We start from the raw sequence: 15,774 nt of genomic DNA, 5'->3' as shown, positions 1-15,774 counted from the left end.
ACAGCGCGGTTGGTCAACTGGAGGCTCAACAGAGAGCGAGCTTCCATGCCACTGACGACGTACCGAATCGACCCGGCGCCCTCCAGAGCCCAGGACGAGGCCCGCGAGCGACGGTTCCGCCGCACACGCAGGGTGGTCGCCGTGATCCTCGTACTGGCGACCCTGCTGACCGGCGGCACGGCCGCCGTGCTCGTCGCCCTGGGTGAGACCTCGGGATTCGGGCAGAGCGAGCAGCAGACCGTCGACCCCCTGGCGCCGCCCGACGCTCCGGCGGGGGCGCTGGGCGACGACGACGGTTTCGTGGCGAAGGGCGGCTCGGTGTCACCGTTCGCCGATGAGCTGCCCGCGATCGCCCGCCTCGACCCCGCGCTGCGGTCCGCCATGCAGGACGCCGCCCGCGACGCCATCGCCGACGGCGTCGAGTTCGTGGTGACGAGCGGCTGGCGCAGCGCCGCCTACCAGCAGTGGCTGTTCGACGACGCGGTGGCGGAGTACGGCAGCGTCGACACGGCCCGCCAGTTCGTGCTCTCGCCCGACAGGTCGAAGCACGTCACCGGTGAGGCCGTCGACATCGGGCGCACCGACGCCAACAGCTGGCTGAGCCAGCACGGCTCCGACTACGGGCTCTGCCAGACCTACGCCAACGAGATGTGGCACTTCGAGCTCGCGACGGTCCCCGGCGGGCAGTGCCCCGAGCAGCTCGCCGACGGCACAGCGGGGTGAGCGCCACCCCCTTGACTCTCTCCGCGAGGCGTCTAGCGTCGAATAATGGCTGGTGACAGGGGTGGACGCGCCGTGCCGCTTCCTCGCGGCAGGCACTTCGCCGTCACCTGGAGCATCCCCGACGACTTCGGCGGGATGACCAGCGCTCTCCTGCGTCGCTCGCGCGCCTTCGTGCGGCTCGGCGGGGTCGCCGTCGACGTGCTGACTCTCGACACCCGGCCGGACTACCCGTCGGTCGAGGCCCGGCTGCGCGCCGCCGGTGAGCTGATCGACGGCATGCGGCTGGTCAACCTGTGGGACTGGCTCCGTGACACCCCGCTCGACGGCGCCGACACCCTCGACCTCACCGGCTTCGACCCGCTGCGCGGCACAGGCCGGGCGGAGAGCACGAGAGACGGGCGCGTGCTGACCCGCACCCGGACGGCGGCCGACGGCGAGGTTCTGCAGGTCGACCACTATCGCGCAGACGGCACCCTCGTCGCCAGTGACCGGCGCGACACGGCCGAACGCGGTCGCCCCGGCGGCCGTTCCGTCGTGCTCTGTGGGGCGGATGGCGCGCCGGTGCGGTCTTTCCCGAGCGCGTGGGCGCTGTACCGCTGGTGGCTCGACGCGCTGCGTCAGCGCGAGCCGAGCTTCATCGTCGTCGACAGCAAGACCGTTGCACGGTTCGCGCTGACCTACCGGCGCAAGCGGGCGGTGGTCGTGCACGTGGTGCACAACTCGCACCTTCAGGGCGACGGCGGCCTGCGCGAATCACGCCGCGAGGTGTTCGAGAACCTCGACCGGCTCGACGGCGTGGTCGTGCTGACCGAGCACCAGCGCCGCGACATCGAGTCGCGGTTCGGCGAGCAGCCCGGGCTGACCGTGATCCCGAACTCGTGCGCCCTGCCGGCCGTTCCCGTGCGCAGCGACCGGGCCGGCGGCGTCGTGTTGTCGTCGCTCACCTCCCGCAAGCGCGTCGACCATGCCATGCGTGCGGCGACCGCCGCCGGCGCGGCGCTCGACGTCTTCGGCTCGGGCGACCCGACGCCGTTCCGGGCGCTGGAGACCGACCGTGTGCGGTTGCGCGGCTACTCCCCGAACGCACGCGACTTGCTGGCCGACGCGTCGTTCGTGCTGCTGACCGGGCGGTCCGAGGGCTTCCCGCTCGCGCTGGTCGAGGCGATGGCCGCCGGCTGCATCCCCATCGCCTACGACGTGAAGTACGGGCCGGCGAGCGTGATTCGCGACGGCCGCAACGGCTTCCTCGTCCCGTCCGGCGACCAGGCAGCCCTGGCCGACGCGATCCGCCGGTTCGAGGCGTTGCCGCCGCGCAGAGTGGCGGCGATGCGGTGGAGCGCGCGGCGCACCGCTGCGGCATACTCCGACGAGGCGATCACCCGGCAGTGGGCTCGGGCGCTGCGCGCCGCGGAGCAGCGCAAGGCGGTGCGGTGGAGGCAGGACACCCTTATAAACGGCTGAGCGGTATCTTCGGACCGTGTCGAATCCGCCGTCCGCCGTTCGACGTCTCAGTAGAAGCGCCATCGAACCGATAGGAGACCCATGCGCCAGCTCATCGTCACCGAATTCATGACCCTCGACGGGGTGATCGACTCGCCCGGCGGCGGACCGCACCCGCAGGCCGGCTGGACCTTCAAGCAGGTCCCCTTCGTCGAGGAGGCCTACGAGATCAAGGGCCGCGAGCAGCTCGAGGCCACGGCGATGCTCATCGGACGTGTGAGCTACGACGAGTTCGCCCCCGTCTGGCCGCGCATGGACGAGTTCGCCGAGTACAACGCGATGCCCAAGTACGTGGTCTCGACCACGCTCGAGAACCCGGAGTGGAACAACACCTCGGTGCTCCGCTCGATCGACGAGGTCGCCGCGCTCAAGCAGGGCGACGGCGGCAACATCCTCGTGCACGGCAGCGCCACACTCGCCAAGGGGCTCGCCGCCGCCGGACTCGTCGACCGGTACCACCTGCTGGTGTTCCCGGTGCTGCTCGGCACGGGTCGACGCCTGTTCGACGACTCGGTCGACACGCTGCAGACGCTCGACCTGATCGAACACGAGGCGTACTCCAACGGGGTGGTGAAGGCCGTCTACGACGTCGTTCGCTGATCGGTGCGTGCGGTGCGGTGCGATTTCTATTGACATTCGATAGATAAGCGACGAGTATCGATGCATGCATCCGTCGAATCTGCCCGTCACCCTGCTCCGCGTGTTTCTCGCGACGCTCTTCGCCTTCCTCGTGGTCTTCCAGCTGATGAGCCTGCCCGGCCAGTTCGCGCTCGACGCGCAGGGGCCCTCCGAGCTGGCGTACATCAACTGGATCCTGCTGGTCGTCGCCGAGCTCGGCGTGCTGTGCGTGCAGGTCGTGATCGTCTGCACGTGGCAGTTGCTCACCCTGGTCAGGCGCGACCGCATCTTCACCGAGGCGTCGCTGCGCTGGGTCGACTGGATCGTGGGGGCGTTCGTCGCCGGCTGGCTGCTGCTGGCCGGGCTCTCGGCGTATCTCGTCGGGGTCATCTACTTCACCCCCGAGCTGCGTGATCCCGGGGTGCCGATCCTGCTCTTCGGCGCGGTGCTGATCGGAGCCGTCCTCGTGCTGCTCATGCTGGTCCTGCGCACGCTGCTGCGTCAGGCGACCGTGCTGCGGGCCGACATGGACGTGGTCATCTGATGCCGATCGTCGTGCGCATCGACGTCGAGCTCGCCAAGCGCAAGATGAGCGTGGGGGAGTTCGCCGAACGTGTCGGGCTGACGCCCGCGAACGTCGCGGTGTTGAAGAACGGGCGGGCGAAGGCGATCCGATTCAGCACCCTCGACGCGATGTGCCGAACTCTCGAGTGCCAGCCTGGCGACCTGCTGGAGTGGGTCGACGACGGCACGGGCGACTGACGGCGGGAGTCGCGGCCGGCGATCACCGTCCCCGGGTCATCCGCCCACATGGATGCTGGGTCGCAGCGCCGGGTCCCTCTCGTTCTCACGCAGGATCTCGCGCACCAGCGGTGCCGTGTCTCCGCGGCCGAACAGCAGGTACTTGAACAGGTAGGCGATCGGGTTGCCCTCCGCCCACTCGAAGTAGCACTGCGGGCGCACTCCGGTGGCGTCGCGCAGGGCGAGCAGGATCGCCGCGATCGTGTTCGGCACGACGGCGCTCTCGACGCGCAGGATGCGGTACTCCTCGACCTCGACCCCGCGCACCTTCAGCGTCTGGCGGAAGGTCGACGGGTCGACGACGTCGACCTCGAGGAAGAGGATCTTCGCCCGGCTCGGCACGGGGTTCATTCCGCGCTGTGACGCCTCCTTCTCGGCGTACTCCTCGCGCTTGCCCGTCTCGCGGCGGTTGGCGATCACGTTGATCTGCCCGCCCTCGGCGAGAGTCTCGGCGATGAGGCGCTGCGCCGTCGCGTTGAACTCGATGCGCTCGACCCGCAGCTCGGTGGCGCGGTAGACGCGGGAGATGAGGGAGACCGCGATGATGCCGGCGATGAAGAGGCTCGAGATGGCGATGCCGTCGGGCTTCTCGACGACGTTGGCGATCAGGGCGTAGAGCAGCACCACGGTGAGCACAGTGAAGCCGACGGATGCCCGCCGCTCGCGTCTGCGGTACGCCGCGAGGGTGACGGCGACGGCGCCGGAGACCATCATGGCCAGGATCCCCGTGGCGTAGGCGCCGGCCTGGGCGTTGACGTCGGCGTTGAACGCCACGGTGATGACGATGCTGATGCCGGTGTAGACCAGCACGACGGGGCGCACGGCCTTGCTCCACTCGGGCGCCATGCCGTACGAGGGCAGGTAGCGGGGCACGATGTTGATGAGACCCGCCATGGCGGACGCCCCGGCGAACCAGAGGATCAGGACGCTGCTGATGTCGTAGACGGTTCCGAATCCCTCGCCGAGGTAGAGGTGCGCGAGGTAGGCGAGGGCGCGTCCGTTGGCGGCTCCGCCCTCCTCGAACTCCTCCGCGGGGATGAGCACGGTCGTGACGACGCTCGTCGCCAGCAGGTAGGCGCTCATGATGACGGCCGCAGTGGTGAGCAGCTTGCGGGTGTTGCGCACCCGCGAGGCGAGCACCTGGAACTCGGTGAACCCCTCCGACTTCACGAGCGGCATCATGCTGACGCCCGTCTCGAAGCCGGAGAGTCCGAGCACGAGCAGCGGGAAGGCGAACAGGGCGGTGCGGGTGACGTCGCCGAAGTCGCCGCTGCTCGAGGCCAGGCGCTGCAACCAGTCGTCGAGACTGCCGGGTTCGGCGACGATCGCCGCGACGGAGACGACGATGACGACCGCGTTCACGCCGAGGAAGATCACCACGAGCGGGATCGCGACGTTGACGGCCTCGTTGAACCCGAGCAGGAACACCCCGCCGAGCACCAGCAGCAGCACCACGGTCACCACGACGTTGAGGCCGCGGAAGGCCTCGGGAACGAACGGGTTCTCGAGAAGGTGCACCGTGGCATCCGCGCTGGAGAGCGTGATGGTGATGATCCAGGATGTCGCGACGAAGCCGAGCAGCACGAGCACGAAGATCTTGCCGCGCCAGAAGGGCAGCAGCTTCTCGAGCATCGCGACCGAGCCCTGGCCGTGCGGGCTCTGCTTGGCGACGCGACGGTACATCGGCAGCATGCCGAACAGGGTGAGCAGCACGATGAGCAGCGTCGCGATCGGCGACAGCGCCCCGGCGGCGAGCACGGCGATCGCGGGCAGGTACGAGAGGGTGGAGAAGTAGTCGACGCCGGTGAGCGTCATGACCTTCCACCAGGCGTGGGTCTGGTTCTTCTCGCCCGCCTCCGGGCCGGCCGGTGCGACCTGGTTGGCGAGCAGCCAGGTGGAGAGCCGGTTGGCTGGGGGGCGGTGCCCGTTGGTCGTCAGCGAGACGACAGGGGGGATGCCGCGGGGCTGGCTCGTTTCGGTCACGAACGACGACACTACTCCGCGGCGGAGAAGGCGGGGGACGACCGCTGACGCGGCCGTCCCCGGGGCGATGCTAGACGATCGCGGCGCGCAGTTCCGCGGCGGCGGCCGCGGGGTCGCTCGCGCCGTAGATCGCGCCGCCGGCCACCGCGACGCTGGCGCCCGACTGCTGCACCGACGCGATCGTCGAGGCGTTGACGCCGCCCGCGACGGAGAACGCGACGCCGGAGTTCGCGCCGTCGGTGAGCAGGGTCTGGAACGTGAACCCCTCTTCTGCCTGCTCGTCGAGGCCGGCGTGCATCTCGACGAACTCGACTCCCAGCGCGGTGACCTCGCGGGCGCGGGTCGCCTTGTCTGCGACGCCGATCAGGTCGACGACGATGCCCTTGCCGTGCTCCTTCGCCGCCGTGACCGCGCCGATGATGGTGCTGTCGCCCGCGGTGCCGAGCACGGTGACGAGGTCGGCGCCCGCGGCGAAGGCGATGCCGGCCTCGAGCTCTCCGGTGTCCATCGTCTTGAGGTCGGCGAAGACGATCTTGTCGGGGTGGGCGTCCTTGATCGCGGTGACGGCGCGCAGGCCCTCGGCCTTGATCAGCGGGGTGCCGAGCTCGATGATGTCGACGTAGGGGGCGACCTTGCCGGCGAGGGCGAGGGCGTCGGCGGTGGTCAGTACGTCCATGGCGAGTTGCAGCTTCATGAGGGTGTTCCTTACTTGTGGGGGGCTTGGCTTGTGGGGGAGTGGCTATTCGAGATTGGAGTGGCGGGGCCAGAGGTCGTCCGCGCTCAGGCCGGACGCCTTCCACATGGCGTGGAATAGGGCGTCGCCGACGACGACCACCGACTGTTCGAAGAGGCTGCCGGCGTACTGCGTGGAGGCGGCGGAGTCGCGGTCGAGCTTGCGGGCGGCCGGCACGACGACCGCGACGGTCGAGGCGAGGGCGAGAGCGGATGCCGCGTCGGCGGTGATCGCGACGACCGATGCTCCCACCTCCGACGCCGTCTGCGCCGCGTGCACGATGCCGGGCGTTGTGCCCGAGCCGCTCGCGACCAGCAGCAGGTCGCCGGACTCGATCGCGGGCGCCGTGGCATCGCAGACGACGTGCGCGGTCAGGCCGAGGTGCATGAGCCGCATCGCGGTCATCTGCAGGGCGAGGCCCGAGCGGCCGGCGCCGAGCAGGAACACCCGCCGCGCCCGCAGCAACTCCTCGGCTGCACGGTCGAGCTGGGAGTCGGCGACCGCGCCCAGCGTCGCCGTGATCTCGGCGTCGATGTCGGTGAGGGCCGCGGCCACGGATCCGGCGGGCAGGGGAGCGAGGGGAGCGAGGTGCATCTATCCATCGTCGGACGCCCGCCCGGTTCATCCGGCCCACCCCTCGGGGAGTCTTTCCCACCCGTCCGGATGGGTTCGGGCGCGTCGACTACCCTCGTGAGGTGCCGACATCGCCTTCTTCCCACCCCGTGTCCCATCCCGACGACCTGCTCGACGACGTGCGCGGTGTGATGTCGCAGTCGCTCCTCGGCATCGCCGAGGCGCTCTCGGCGCTGCTGCGCCCGCAGGTCGCTCACTCGGCACTCGTCATCTTCACCGAGGACTGCACCGGCCGGCCGCAGAAGAAGTCGGGCGCAGCGCACATCGTCGAGAACGTCACCATCGCCGAGCTCGACGCGATCCGCGGCGGGGGAGCGGACGCCCCGATGGTGCGCGACGTGGTCATCGCCGGCGGTGACCACCCCGTGGCGGTCTGGACGGCCGACACGTCCGCGATCCTGGTACTCGTCGACGTCGATCGCGCGCCCGACGGCGACGACCGTCTGCCCGCCGATGTCGCGCGCCGCATCGGCCGCGTCTGGCAGCTCGTCGCGCTGAGCATCCGTCAGCAGGTCGCGGCGGCCGGGCCCGCCTATCTCGCCGACTCCCGGGCGGCGTCGCGCGACCGGGCCGGCGTCATAGCCGATCTCACCGACGCCCACGCCACAGCGCTCGAGTCGTTGCTCGTGGTGCTGCGCTCCGCCCAGCACTCCGACACCGCGGCGAGGCAGCGCTCGATCGACATCGCCGCCGCCGCCATGGTGCGGCTACGCTCGGTGTCCGACCGCGACCGGATGCTCTCCGAGGAGCCGGTGCACAGCGCGTTCGAACGGCTGCGCGACGACCTGGCCCCGCTCGTGCGACACGGCGGCCTCGACGTCGAGTTCGTGCCGCCGCCGGAGACCGGCAGGCCGCTGCCCGGCGAGGTGGCGCACGCCGCCCGCGCGGTCGTGCGCGGCGCCGTGCTCGCGCTCTCCGACGACGCGCGCGTCAGCCGGGTGCGCATCCAGTGGGACTGCGACGGTTCCAACCTGCTCATCGGCGTGCGCGACGACGGCGCCGGCGAGGAGCGCACGGGTACCTCCGCGCTCACCCAGTTGGCCGGCCGGGTGTCGGTGCTCGACGGCAGCTTCGCGGTGCGGGCGACGCCGGGGTGGGGATCCCAGCTCGACATCGTCCTGCCCCTCGACCAGGCTCCGCCGACGATCCTCCCTCAGGGCGACGGCCTCACCGTCAGGGAGCGCGAGGTGCTCGCGCTGCTCGCTCAGGGCTGGCGCAACCGGGCCATCGGCCTCGAGCTGTCGATCAGCGAGAACACCGTGAAGTTCCACGTCGCCAACGTGCTGCGCAAGACCGGCACGGCGTCGCGGGCAGAGCTCGCGGCGCTCGCGCGTTAGCTGCCGGTCGCTCGCTCCGGGGTCGCTCGCGCCGCAGCGCCCGCCGGCGGCCTACTCGCCAGGGATCTCCGAGTCGGCGTAGCTGCCGGGCTCGTCGTGCCCGTGGTCGATCTTCTCGACTCCGTCGTTCTCGGTGTAGCTGCCCCGCTCCTCGTGCGTGTGACGGGCCGGCTCGCCGGGAATCTCGGAGTCGTCGTAGCTGCCGGGTGTCTCGTTCGAGTGGTCTTCCTTCTCGATCGGGTCGTTGTCGGTGTACTCGCCCTCGTGCTGGTTCGGATTCGACATTGAATTTCCTCTCATCGATGCGTGGCCCGCGTGTCACTCGACGCTACGCCCTGCGGTCGTTTCGGCAAACCCATCGACACGGCCCGCGCGAGGTGTCTAGTCACGCGGGCCGTGTAGTCGTCAGTTGACGATCACCTCGAAGATCGAGTAGCCGTACGGTGTCGCCCGTTCGATCCCCTGCACACGCACGAAGCGGTAGGAGCCCGCGACCTCGAGTGTCTCGGTGCCGCCGGTGCTCTCCTTCTTCGTAGCGAGGGTCTTCCACGGGCCATCCGCATCGTCGGATCCCCGGATGGAGAATTCGGATGCGTGCGCGGCCTCCCAGACGACCGTCACCGAGGTCAGTGCCGCCTTCGACCCCAGGTCGATCGTGAGCGACTCGTCGTCGGTGGACTCGCTCGCCCACCTCGAGGCGCTGTTGCCGTCGACGGCATTGGCGGCGACCGTGCCCGACGCCTGCTCCGACGTGGCGACGACGGGACGGGAGGCGGCGAGGTTCTTCGCCGCGACGTCTCCGTCGCTCGACCACACCGACAGGCCGAAGAGCGAGTAGCCGTACTGCGTGCCCCTCTCCACGCCCTTCATCCGCACGTAGCGGGCGACTGTGTCTACCTCGTGGCTGTCGGTGCCGCCGTCTCCCGCGTTCTCGGTGACGACCGTCGTCCACTCGTCGTCGGCTGCGATGCGAGTCTGCAGCAGGTACTTCGATCCGAACGCGTTCTCCCAATCCAGATCGATGCGTTCGATCGTGCTCGAGGCTCCGAGGTCGACGGAGAACCATGCGCCGTCGCTCGCCGCGCTCGCCCAACGGGTGGCCGGCTTGCCGTCGACAGCGAACTCGGCGGGCGTGCCGCTGTTCTCGTCCGACGACGACGAGGCCTTCTTGCCCTCGGCTATGTCGACGAGCTCGCCAGCCGGCGGGTTCTCCGCCTCCGTCGTGTTGCGCACGACGGTTGCGGTGGCCGCGCCGACGACGCCGTCGAATCCGAGGGAGACCGGGTAGTCGCCCACCGTATCCCCGGCGGTGAAGACGCCCTTCCCGTCGATCGCACCGCCCTCGGCAGTCCAGGCATCCGAGACTCGGCCGCCATTGCCCGCCGAGTCGAACGCGTAGGCGGTGAAGGCCTGCTCGCGACCGCTCACCACGGTGGGGCTCTGCGGTGCCACGATCACGACGCTCGTGTCGATAGACGAGGTCGCCAGGGTGCCGGTGAGCCCGAGATCCCAGATCGAGTAGCCGTATCCCGTGAGCCGCTCCAGCCCGGTGATGCGCACGTAGCGCCCGGTCCCGCTGACCGTCAGATCGTCGACGGCGGCGTTCGCCTTCGTGACCGTCTTCACCGTCTCCCACGGGCCGTCGTCAGAGTTCGAGACCTGCACCTCGTACGCGGCGGCGGCGGCGTTCTCCCAGTTGATGTGCACGCCCGAGATGTCATACGACTTCTCGAGATCGACCTGCAACCACTGGACCGCGTCGCCGTGCTTGCTCTCCCACCGGGTGCTCGACGAACCGTCGACGGCCGCTGCGGCCGAGTTGGCCCCGTCAGAGCTCGACGCTGTCGCGTTCTTGCCCAGGGCGATGTCGACCGCCGGAGCGACGACCGCGACGACGGCGGTACCGGATGCGGCCCCGGTCGTCGCGGTCACGATGCCAGCTCCCGCGACTCCGGCGTCGAGCCGGCCGGCCGCGTCGACCGTTCCGTTCGCGCTCGTCGACCAGGTCACCGGCCCCGCCTCCATCGGGTCCCCGTACTGGTCGAGTCCCTGAGCGGTGAAGTCCTGCGCACCGCCCGCGGTCACCCGGGTGAACCCCGGCGACACCTCGAGGTTCGACAGCACGGGCCGAGGCGCGACACGCAGCTCGTACTCGGCCGTCACCCCGGCGGACTGGGCCGTGACCGTGATCGGGTCGGCGTTCTTCTCCGCACTGAACACGCCGGACGCCGCGATGGTTCCGCCGCCGCTGGTCTGCCACTCGAGGTCCTCGAGCGGGATGGTCGCGCCGTACTGGTCGTAGCCGACCGCGGTGAGGGCCAGCGTGTCGCCGCGCTGCACCGTCTTGGCCGAACCGGGCGCGGTCACGACGATGTGGTCTAGCTTCGCGTCGAGGTGGTGCTGCACGAGTGTGTGTGCCGGCACCTGGATGGTGCCGATCGCTGTCTCGCCGTCGTAGACGGTGTAGCCGGCCTGGCTCGCGGTGGGGTTGTAGACCGCGTAGCTGTAGGTCTTCGTCTCCTCGTTGAAGTACACCTGGCTCGTCGGGTTGGCCACGTGGCGGGTGATGATCTCGCTGCCGAGCGAACGATTCGCCATCGCGTTGTAGTAGACGGCGCCAGCCATCGAGTCCGAGGTCACCACCGGGTCGCCGGTCTTGGCGAGCTCGCCGTACATGTCGGAGTAGAACTCCGGGTCTGACTGGGCGGTCATGCCGAGCACCACGTTGCCGAGCGCGTCGCCCATCGCACTGTAGACGCTTGCCGCCTGCTCGGTGTCTACGCCGCGCTCGTAGCCGGACACGTCGTAGTTGTGCAGCTTCTGCAGCACGTCGGGGTCGGCGGAGTAGCCGGTCGACAGGTAGTCGAAGAGCTCCCAGCCCTTCGCCCACTCCTTCGGGTCGGAGTCGGGCTTGCCTGCCGGCGGAGCCGGGGGAGCGAATCCGGCGGGGATCGTCTCCGGGGTCCAGTGCTCGTCGGGGAAGGCCGGCTGCCCCTTCTCGTCGAGCGTGAAGTAGAGCTCGCCGGTCGCCTCGTCGAACAGCGGGTTGGCCGCGCTCGCCGCGCCCGTGTAGCCGGGGTTGTTGAGGTAGGCCTTGCGGACGACGTCCTTGAGCGTGTTGACCGAGTCCACGGGGTTCTTCGTGACGATCCCGCCGTACCAGGTGCCGACGCCGGCCAGCTGCTTGGCGGAGAGGCCGAGCAGGCCTGTGATCTCGCCCTTCACGAACTCGCCGCTCGACGCCGGGCGGGCGTCGAACATGTCATCCACGAGGCTCTGGGAGAACCCGCGGTCCCATCCGAGGTAGTTCAGCCACGGTCCGGTGGGCAGCCACTGGATGCCGTAGATCCACGCCGGATCACCGCTGAAGTAGGTGGCGAACGCCTGGCCCGAGTCGCCGAGGATCCCGGCCGTGGTGTGGGCGTAGCTGTCCGGGAACACGCCGGTTCCTGTGCCGTCGGCGGCATCCGGGTTTCCGTTGTAGTCCAGGTAGTAGTCCATGACGGCGGCGCGCTCGGTGACGTAGCCCATCGCTCCCGTCGCCTGCATCTCGGCGTTGCCGAGAGAGGTGCCGAGGAGGAAGATCCCCGCCCACGACTGGATCGCCTCGGAGCTGGACTCCTGGTTGTTGCCGCCGTTCGAGCTGTAGCCGCCGGCGTAGGAGTGGCCTTCGAACGCGTCGAAGGTTCGCAGGTACGGGAAGCTCTTGTCGTCGCGGTCCCAGTTGGCGTACTGCTTCGCCACGAGCGTGGCCATCGGGCCGAACTCGGCCGCCCACTCCGGGTCGTCGAAGGCGAGGAGGCCCGCGGCGAGCGTGAAGTAGCCGTAGTGGAAGTGGTTGTCGGTGAACTCGAAGGAGCCGTAGGAGTCGCCGAAGCCGACGAGCGCCTTCCAGGTGTCGTAGCGGGCGAAGAACTTCTCGGTCTCGCCCGGCGTGTAGGTGAACCAGTCGGAGAGCGCTGTCTTGAGCGACTCCTTGAGCTTCTTGTACGACTCGTCGTCGCCGATCTGCTTCGCCATGGTCATGTACTCGGCGAACTGCAGGACGTCTTTGCCGCCCCAGTAGGTGTCCGCGCCGTATTCGGTGCGCGTGGAGTAGCTGCTGACGAACTTCTTCATCGCCGCGACGTCGTAGTCGTTCGTGCCGCCGGTCTTCTGCGGGGCCGGGGCGACGGGGGTGATCCCGGTGAACGGGTAGCTGACGGTCCAACCGCCGTGTCCGATCGCGGTCTTCATCACGCCTCGAGGCGTGGAGTAGGTCGGCTCGGCGAAGTCGATATTGGTGGTCGTGCTGTTGTAGGTGTGCGGGAGCCAGCCCTGGATGGTGTCGAGGTCGGTCCCCTGCAGCGCCTCCGTCTCGAGTGCCCAGGTCTCGACGACCTCGCCGCGTTCGGCGCTGTACTCGTACTCCATGGTGGTGTTGCGGGGAACGGCGAAGGCGTGCTCCGACATGTAGTCGAGGTCGGCTCCCGTCGTGGGCAGGGCGCTGACCACGAGGTAGCCGGCCGTGAGCTGCGCCTCGATGGAGTTTCCGGCGAGGTCGAATGTGCTTCCGGCCGGAGCGTGCACGCCGAAGCTGCGGTTGTCCTGGGTGATGGTGAACGCGTCGACGGTCGCGGGGAACACGAGGGGCGAGCCGTCGGCGTTCGCGAACGTGGCCTTCTCGCTCACCGTGATCTTGGGAACCACATTCTCGAACTCGAACCAGGTGTACGGGGTGCCGCGGGCGATGGTGACGTCCATGAACTGGCTCGCGGACTGCTTCATCCGCCAGCTCACGTTCCAGTCTCCCCAGCGCAGAGCGGTGGCGTCGACGGCCTTGAACGAGGTGCCGAAGCGGTCGCCGATCTTCTCGGGCACGTCGGTGAGCACGATCTGGTCGACGAGCACGTGGGCCCAGCCGGCGGGCATGTCGTCGACGATCTGGATGGTGGCCGTCTGGCCGGCGAGGTCCTTCACGTCCCAGGTCTCCCAGCGCAGGATCTCCGAGTCCGCGCCCGTGGCCGACCGGACGGTCGCGCCGTCGACCACGAGACGCGCCTCGGTGCGCCCGGGGTGGTTGCCGCCGCCGACCATCAGCGCGACGAAGTCACGGTCGATGACGAACTCGGGAGAGGTGAGCGTGCCGACGGCGCCGTCGCCCTTCTCGTCGGTGAACGAGTTGACGAGACCCTTGCCGAGGAACTTCTCGACGGCGGTCTGCCCCCTCGACGTGCCCTTCACCGGCCCGTCGCCGAACGCGTCTCCGGTGGTCGACCATCCGGCTGCGTACTCGGCACCCTCGAAGCCGGCGAGGTCGATGTCGGACGCGTCCGGCTGCGGGGGGACCGAGCCCCGCACCTGGATCGCCGAGTCGTCGAGCATGAACTTTCCCTCCGCCTGCCACTCGGTGGGGTAGGCGATCCGCGTACCCGCCTCGGTGTTGGAGACGACGAACGGGTCGGCCCACAGGTTGCCGGAGAACTTGCTCACCAACAGGTCGGTCCACCACTTGTTGGTGGGAACCGGTTCGCCGCTCATCGACTCGTCGATGTAGAGCTTCTTGTCGACGACCGCCGACACGTCGTGGCCCGGCGTGTCGAGCGACTTGGGCGGAGACGCGGCGTACGAACCGCCACCGACCGGGATCGGGCTCGGCAGGGCCGGGTCGACCGCCGCGACGACCGCGGGTGCGGCGATCGCGGGCGTGGGAACGATGGCGAGGAAGGAGAAGGCGACCGCGAGAGCTGCGGCCGACTTCAGGGTGGTGCGGAGTGGATGACTCATGGTGCTTTCCGTGATCGTGGTGCGGAAGGGTGCGCGCTGCGTCGGGCCGGACTGGTGCGCAGCAGTCGGCGCGTTACTCATGCCTGTCGGCCGTGCGGACGGTGATGTTAGGCGGCAGCGGGGCTGCCCTGTTCAGCGTGCGGCCTCGATGGTCGCGCCGCCTCGGTGGAACTACTGAAAAGGGGCGTCTGAAGGGCCGCGTTCGGGTCAGCCCGGGCCGAAGGGCAGCAGGGCCCACGCGCGCGCGGCGACGGCGCGGCGGTCGCCGACGGCGGTCTTCGCGAGGGCGCCCACGAGCATGGCGATGCCGAGCTGCACGTCGTCGCCGGTGACCCAGTCGGGCACTCGCCCGCTCGAACGGGCGTCGGGCAGCTTCGAGGCGAGGACGCTGCCGATCTTGCGGGCGAGCTCCTGCCCCGCGTCATCCGCCCTCTCGATCTCGATCATCTGGAAGAAGGCGGTCGAGACGATGGCCTGGTCGGTGATCGCGCGCAGCACGTCGTCGAGCGTCGACCCGGGCCGTGCCGCGATCGCCTCGAGCTCGTCGGCGTTCTCCTGGAAGACGGCGACGGCGAGGCTGCTGCGGGTGGGGAAGTGCCGATAGAGGCTGCCCTGACCGACGCCGGCCTGCCGGGCGACCGCGCTGAGCGGGGCGTCGAGCCCGTGGGTGGCGAAGATGGCGCGTGCCGCGGCGATGAGCGCCGCGCGGTTCTCGGCGGCGGCCCCCGGTCCGCGGTTCGAACGCGGGGAGGTTGCCATGTTGCAATACTAGAACCGGACTGCGGTGTCCTATGGCGAACGGCGATCAGAGGGCAGTGTGGGCGAATGGGGATGCGACGAACGGCGGATGCCACGGGCCGATACGGTGCGGGCGCCGTCGCGTTCATCGTGGGCGGCCTCCAGTACGCGGCCCTCGAGGCCGTCGCAGCCTCCGCCTGGACCAGCCCGCCCTACGACTACGTGTACAACTACATCAGCGATCTCGGCGTGCCGGATCCGCAGGTGTACAACGGGCGCGACGTCGACTCGCCGCTGGCCTGGGTGATGAACATGGGGCTCGTTGTGCACGGCCTGATGTTCGCGCTCGGCGCGGTGCTGCTCGCGGGTCTGTTCGCCGGCGCCGCGCGCCGGCTCTTCGTCGCCTTCGCGCTGCTGCACGGCGTGGGCATCGTGCTCGTCGGTCTCTTCCACGAGGCATCCGGGGTCCCCGTCGCCCACGTCGGCGGCGCCCTCCTCGCGATCCTCTTCGGTAACCTCGCCGCCCTCGTCGCCGGGCTGTCGTGGCGTGGGCTGGGCCTGCCGCGGTGGTTCGGGGCGGCCAGCGTCGCCCTGCCCGTGGTCGGGCTGCTGAGCGAGGTCGTGCTGCTGGCCGGTCTCGCCGATGCGCGCTTCGACGGCCTGTTCGAGCGCGGCGGGGTCTACTCGATCACCGTCTGGGAGGTGCTCTTCGGGGCCGTGATGCTCTGGCGCCTGAGTTCGCGCCGCTCTCGCTCACGCGGGTCGCTCTAGCGAGCAGTCCGGCCCTGGGTAGACGAGCGACTCGTGTCCGTCGTCGAACCTCACCCAGTACGGCGGGTCGCCGTTCGGGCCTCGCACCTCTGTTATCTCGCCGTGGCGTTCGGGCGAGCCGACGTTCTTGCCATGGATGACGATCCGTTCACCCACCGTTGCGTGCATAGT

Annotated in this window: 14 protein-coding genes; 7 read left to right on the top strand and 7 right to left on the bottom strand. The window is 69.6% G+C overall.

All coding sequences use genetic code 11. The features are described from left to right. Positions 1–45: 45 nt before the first annotated feature. The 5 genes from ABIE21_RS14795 (at position 46) to ABIE21_RS14775 (ending at position 3,603) form a co-directional block, all read left to right on the top strand. A complete protein-coding gene (locus ABIE21_RS14795; protein ID WP_354025614.1) occupies positions 46–723 on the top strand; it encodes a M15 family metallopeptidase in 678 nt (225 codons plus the stop codon). 45 nt (positions 724–768) lie between these two features. After that, positions 769–2,184, top strand: coding sequence for a glycosyltransferase (locus ABIE21_RS14790; RefSeq protein ID WP_354025613.1), 1,416 nt, complete (start codon positions 769–771; stop codon positions 2,182–2,184). 81 nt (positions 2,185–2,265) lie between these two features. Beyond that, a complete protein-coding gene (locus tag ABIE21_RS14785) occupies positions 2,266–2,823 on the top strand; it encodes a dihydrofolate reductase family protein (protein WP_354025612.1) in 558 nt (185 codons plus the stop codon). Positions 2,824–2,887: 64 nt separating this feature from the next. After that, complete coding sequence (locus ABIE21_RS14780; protein WP_354025611.1) at positions 2,888–3,385, top strand: DUF2975 domain-containing protein; 498 nt, start codon at positions 2,888–2,890, stop codon at positions 3,383–3,385. Then, positions 3,385–3,603, top strand: a complete 219-nt coding sequence (locus tag ABIE21_RS14775) for a helix-turn-helix domain-containing protein (RefSeq protein WP_354025610.1) — start codon at positions 3,385–3,387, stop codon at positions 3,601–3,603. Before ABIE21_RS14780 ends, ABIE21_RS14775 begins: the two co-directional genes overlap by 1 nt. A 36-nt stretch (positions 3,604–3,639) precedes the next feature. On the opposite strand, the gene ABIE21_RS14770 is transcribed toward ABIE21_RS14775, so the two are convergent. The 3 genes from ABIE21_RS14770 to hxlB all read right to left on the bottom strand — a co-directional run bounded on the left by ABIE21_RS14770 (position 3,640) and on the right by hxlB (position 6,952). Continuing rightward, a complete protein-coding gene (locus tag ABIE21_RS14770) occupies positions 3,640–5,580 on the bottom strand; it encodes an amino acid transporter (RefSeq protein WP_436232355.1) in 1,941 nt (646 codons plus the stop codon). Positions 5,581–5,695: 115 nt separating this feature from the next. Then, positions 5,696–6,319 (bottom strand): 3-hexulose-6-phosphate synthase, encoded by a 624-nt coding sequence (gene hxlA / locus ABIE21_RS14765; RefSeq protein WP_354025608.1) that lies wholly within the window; start codon positions 6,317–6,319, stop codon positions 5,696–5,698. A gap of 45 nt (positions 6,320–6,364) precedes the next feature. Then, positions 6,365–6,952, bottom strand: coding sequence for a 6-phospho-3-hexuloisomerase (gene hxlB, locus ABIE21_RS14760; protein WP_354025607.1), 588 nt, complete (start codon positions 6,950–6,952; stop codon positions 6,365–6,367). A 101-nt stretch (positions 6,953–7,053) separates the two neighbouring features. Between hxlB and ABIE21_RS14755 the strand changes: the two genes are divergently transcribed. Then, positions 7,054–8,328 carry a helix-turn-helix transcriptional regulator gene (locus ABIE21_RS14755; protein ID WP_354025606.1) on the top strand — a complete coding sequence of 425 codons (1,275 nt, stop codon included), beginning with the start codon at positions 7,054–7,056 and terminating at the stop codon, positions 8,326–8,328. 51 nt (positions 8,329–8,379) lie between these two features. Here the strand turns inward: ABIE21_RS14755 and ABIE21_RS14750 are convergent, their stop codons facing one another. The 3 genes from ABIE21_RS14750 to ABIE21_RS14740 form a co-directional block, all read right to left on the bottom strand. Then, a complete protein-coding gene (locus ABIE21_RS14750; RefSeq protein ID WP_354025605.1) occupies positions 8,380–8,613 on the bottom strand; it encodes a hypothetical protein in 234 nt (77 codons plus the stop codon). 120 nt (positions 8,614–8,733) lie between these two features. Further along, positions 8,734–14,094 carry a discoidin domain-containing protein gene (locus ABIE21_RS14745; RefSeq protein ID WP_354025604.1) on the bottom strand — a complete coding sequence of 1,787 codons (5,361 nt, stop codon included), beginning with the start codon at positions 14,092–14,094 and terminating at the stop codon, positions 8,734–8,736. Positions 14,095–14,301: 207 nt separating this feature from the next. Continuing rightward, positions 14,302–14,853, bottom strand: coding sequence for a TetR/AcrR family transcriptional regulator (locus ABIE21_RS14740; RefSeq protein WP_354025603.1), 552 nt, complete (start codon positions 14,851–14,853; stop codon positions 14,302–14,304). A 66-nt stretch (positions 14,854–14,919) separates the two neighbouring features. On the opposite strand from ABIE21_RS14740, the gene ABIE21_RS14735 reads away from it, so the two are divergent. Beyond that, complete coding sequence (locus tag ABIE21_RS14735; protein WP_354025602.1) at positions 14,920–15,603, top strand: DUF998 domain-containing protein; 684 nt, start codon at positions 14,920–14,922, stop codon at positions 15,601–15,603. Here the strand turns inward: ABIE21_RS14735 and ABIE21_RS14730 are convergent. Continuing rightward, complete coding sequence (locus tag ABIE21_RS14730; RefSeq protein WP_354025601.1) at positions 15,586–15,771, bottom strand: DUF1918 domain-containing protein; 186 nt, start codon at positions 15,769–15,771, stop codon at positions 15,586–15,588. The two genes, ABIE21_RS14735 and ABIE21_RS14730, sit on opposite strands and share 18 nt — an antisense overlap. Positions 15,772–15,774 lie beyond the last annotated feature (3 nt).

It is taken from the genome of Conyzicola nivalis (genome assembly GCF_040548875.1).
GTDB lineage: Bacteria > Actinomycetota > Actinomycetes > Actinomycetales > Microbacteriaceae > Conyzicola > Conyzicola nivalis_A.
The sequence above is the reverse complement of the archived record's forward strand: the minus strand, read 5'-3'. Positions and strand labels throughout refer to the sequence as shown.

Coding starts and splice junctions, on each gene's coding strand:
- ABIE21_RS14795 (WP_354025614.1), top strand. CDS start 46: ATGCCACTGACGACGTACCGAATCGACCCGGCGCCCTCCAGAGCCCAG.
- ABIE21_RS14790 (WP_354025613.1), top strand. CDS start 769: ATGGCTGGTGACAGGGGTGGACGCGCCGTGCCGCTTCCTCGCGGCAGG.
- ABIE21_RS14785 (WP_354025612.1), top strand. CDS start 2,266: ATGCGCCAGCTCATCGTCACCGAATTCATGACCCTCGACGGGGTGATC.
- ABIE21_RS14780 (WP_354025611.1), top strand. CDS start 2,888: ATGCATCCGTCGAATCTGCCCGTCACCCTGCTCCGCGTGTTTCTCGCG.
- ABIE21_RS14775 (WP_354025610.1), top strand. CDS start 3,385: ATGCCGATCGTCGTGCGCATCGACGTCGAGCTCGCCAAGCGCAAGATG.
- hxlA (WP_354025608.1), bottom strand. CDS start 6,319: ATGAAGCTGCAACTCGCCATGGACGTACTGACCACCGCCGACGCCCTC.
- hxlB (WP_354025607.1), bottom strand. CDS start 6,952: ATGCACCTCGCTCCCCTCGCTCCCCTGCCCGCCGGATCCGTGGCCGCG.
- ABIE21_RS14750 (WP_354025605.1), bottom strand. CDS start 8,613: ATGTCGAATCCGAACCAGCACGAGGGCGAGTACACCGACAACGACCCG.
- ABIE21_RS14745 (WP_354025604.1), bottom strand. CDS start 14,094: ATGAGTCATCCACTCCGCACCACCCTGAAGTCGGCCGCAGCTCTCGCG.
- ABIE21_RS14740 (WP_354025603.1), bottom strand. CDS start 14,853: ATGGCAACCTCCCCGCGTTCGAACCGCGGACCGGGGGCCGCCGCCGAG.
- ABIE21_RS14735 (WP_354025602.1), top strand. CDS start 14,920: ATGGGGATGCGACGAACGGCGGATGCCACGGGCCGATACGGTGCGGGC.
- ABIE21_RS14730 (WP_354025601.1), bottom strand. CDS start 15,771: ATGCACGCAACGGTGGGTGAACGGATCGTCATCCATGGCAAGAACGTC.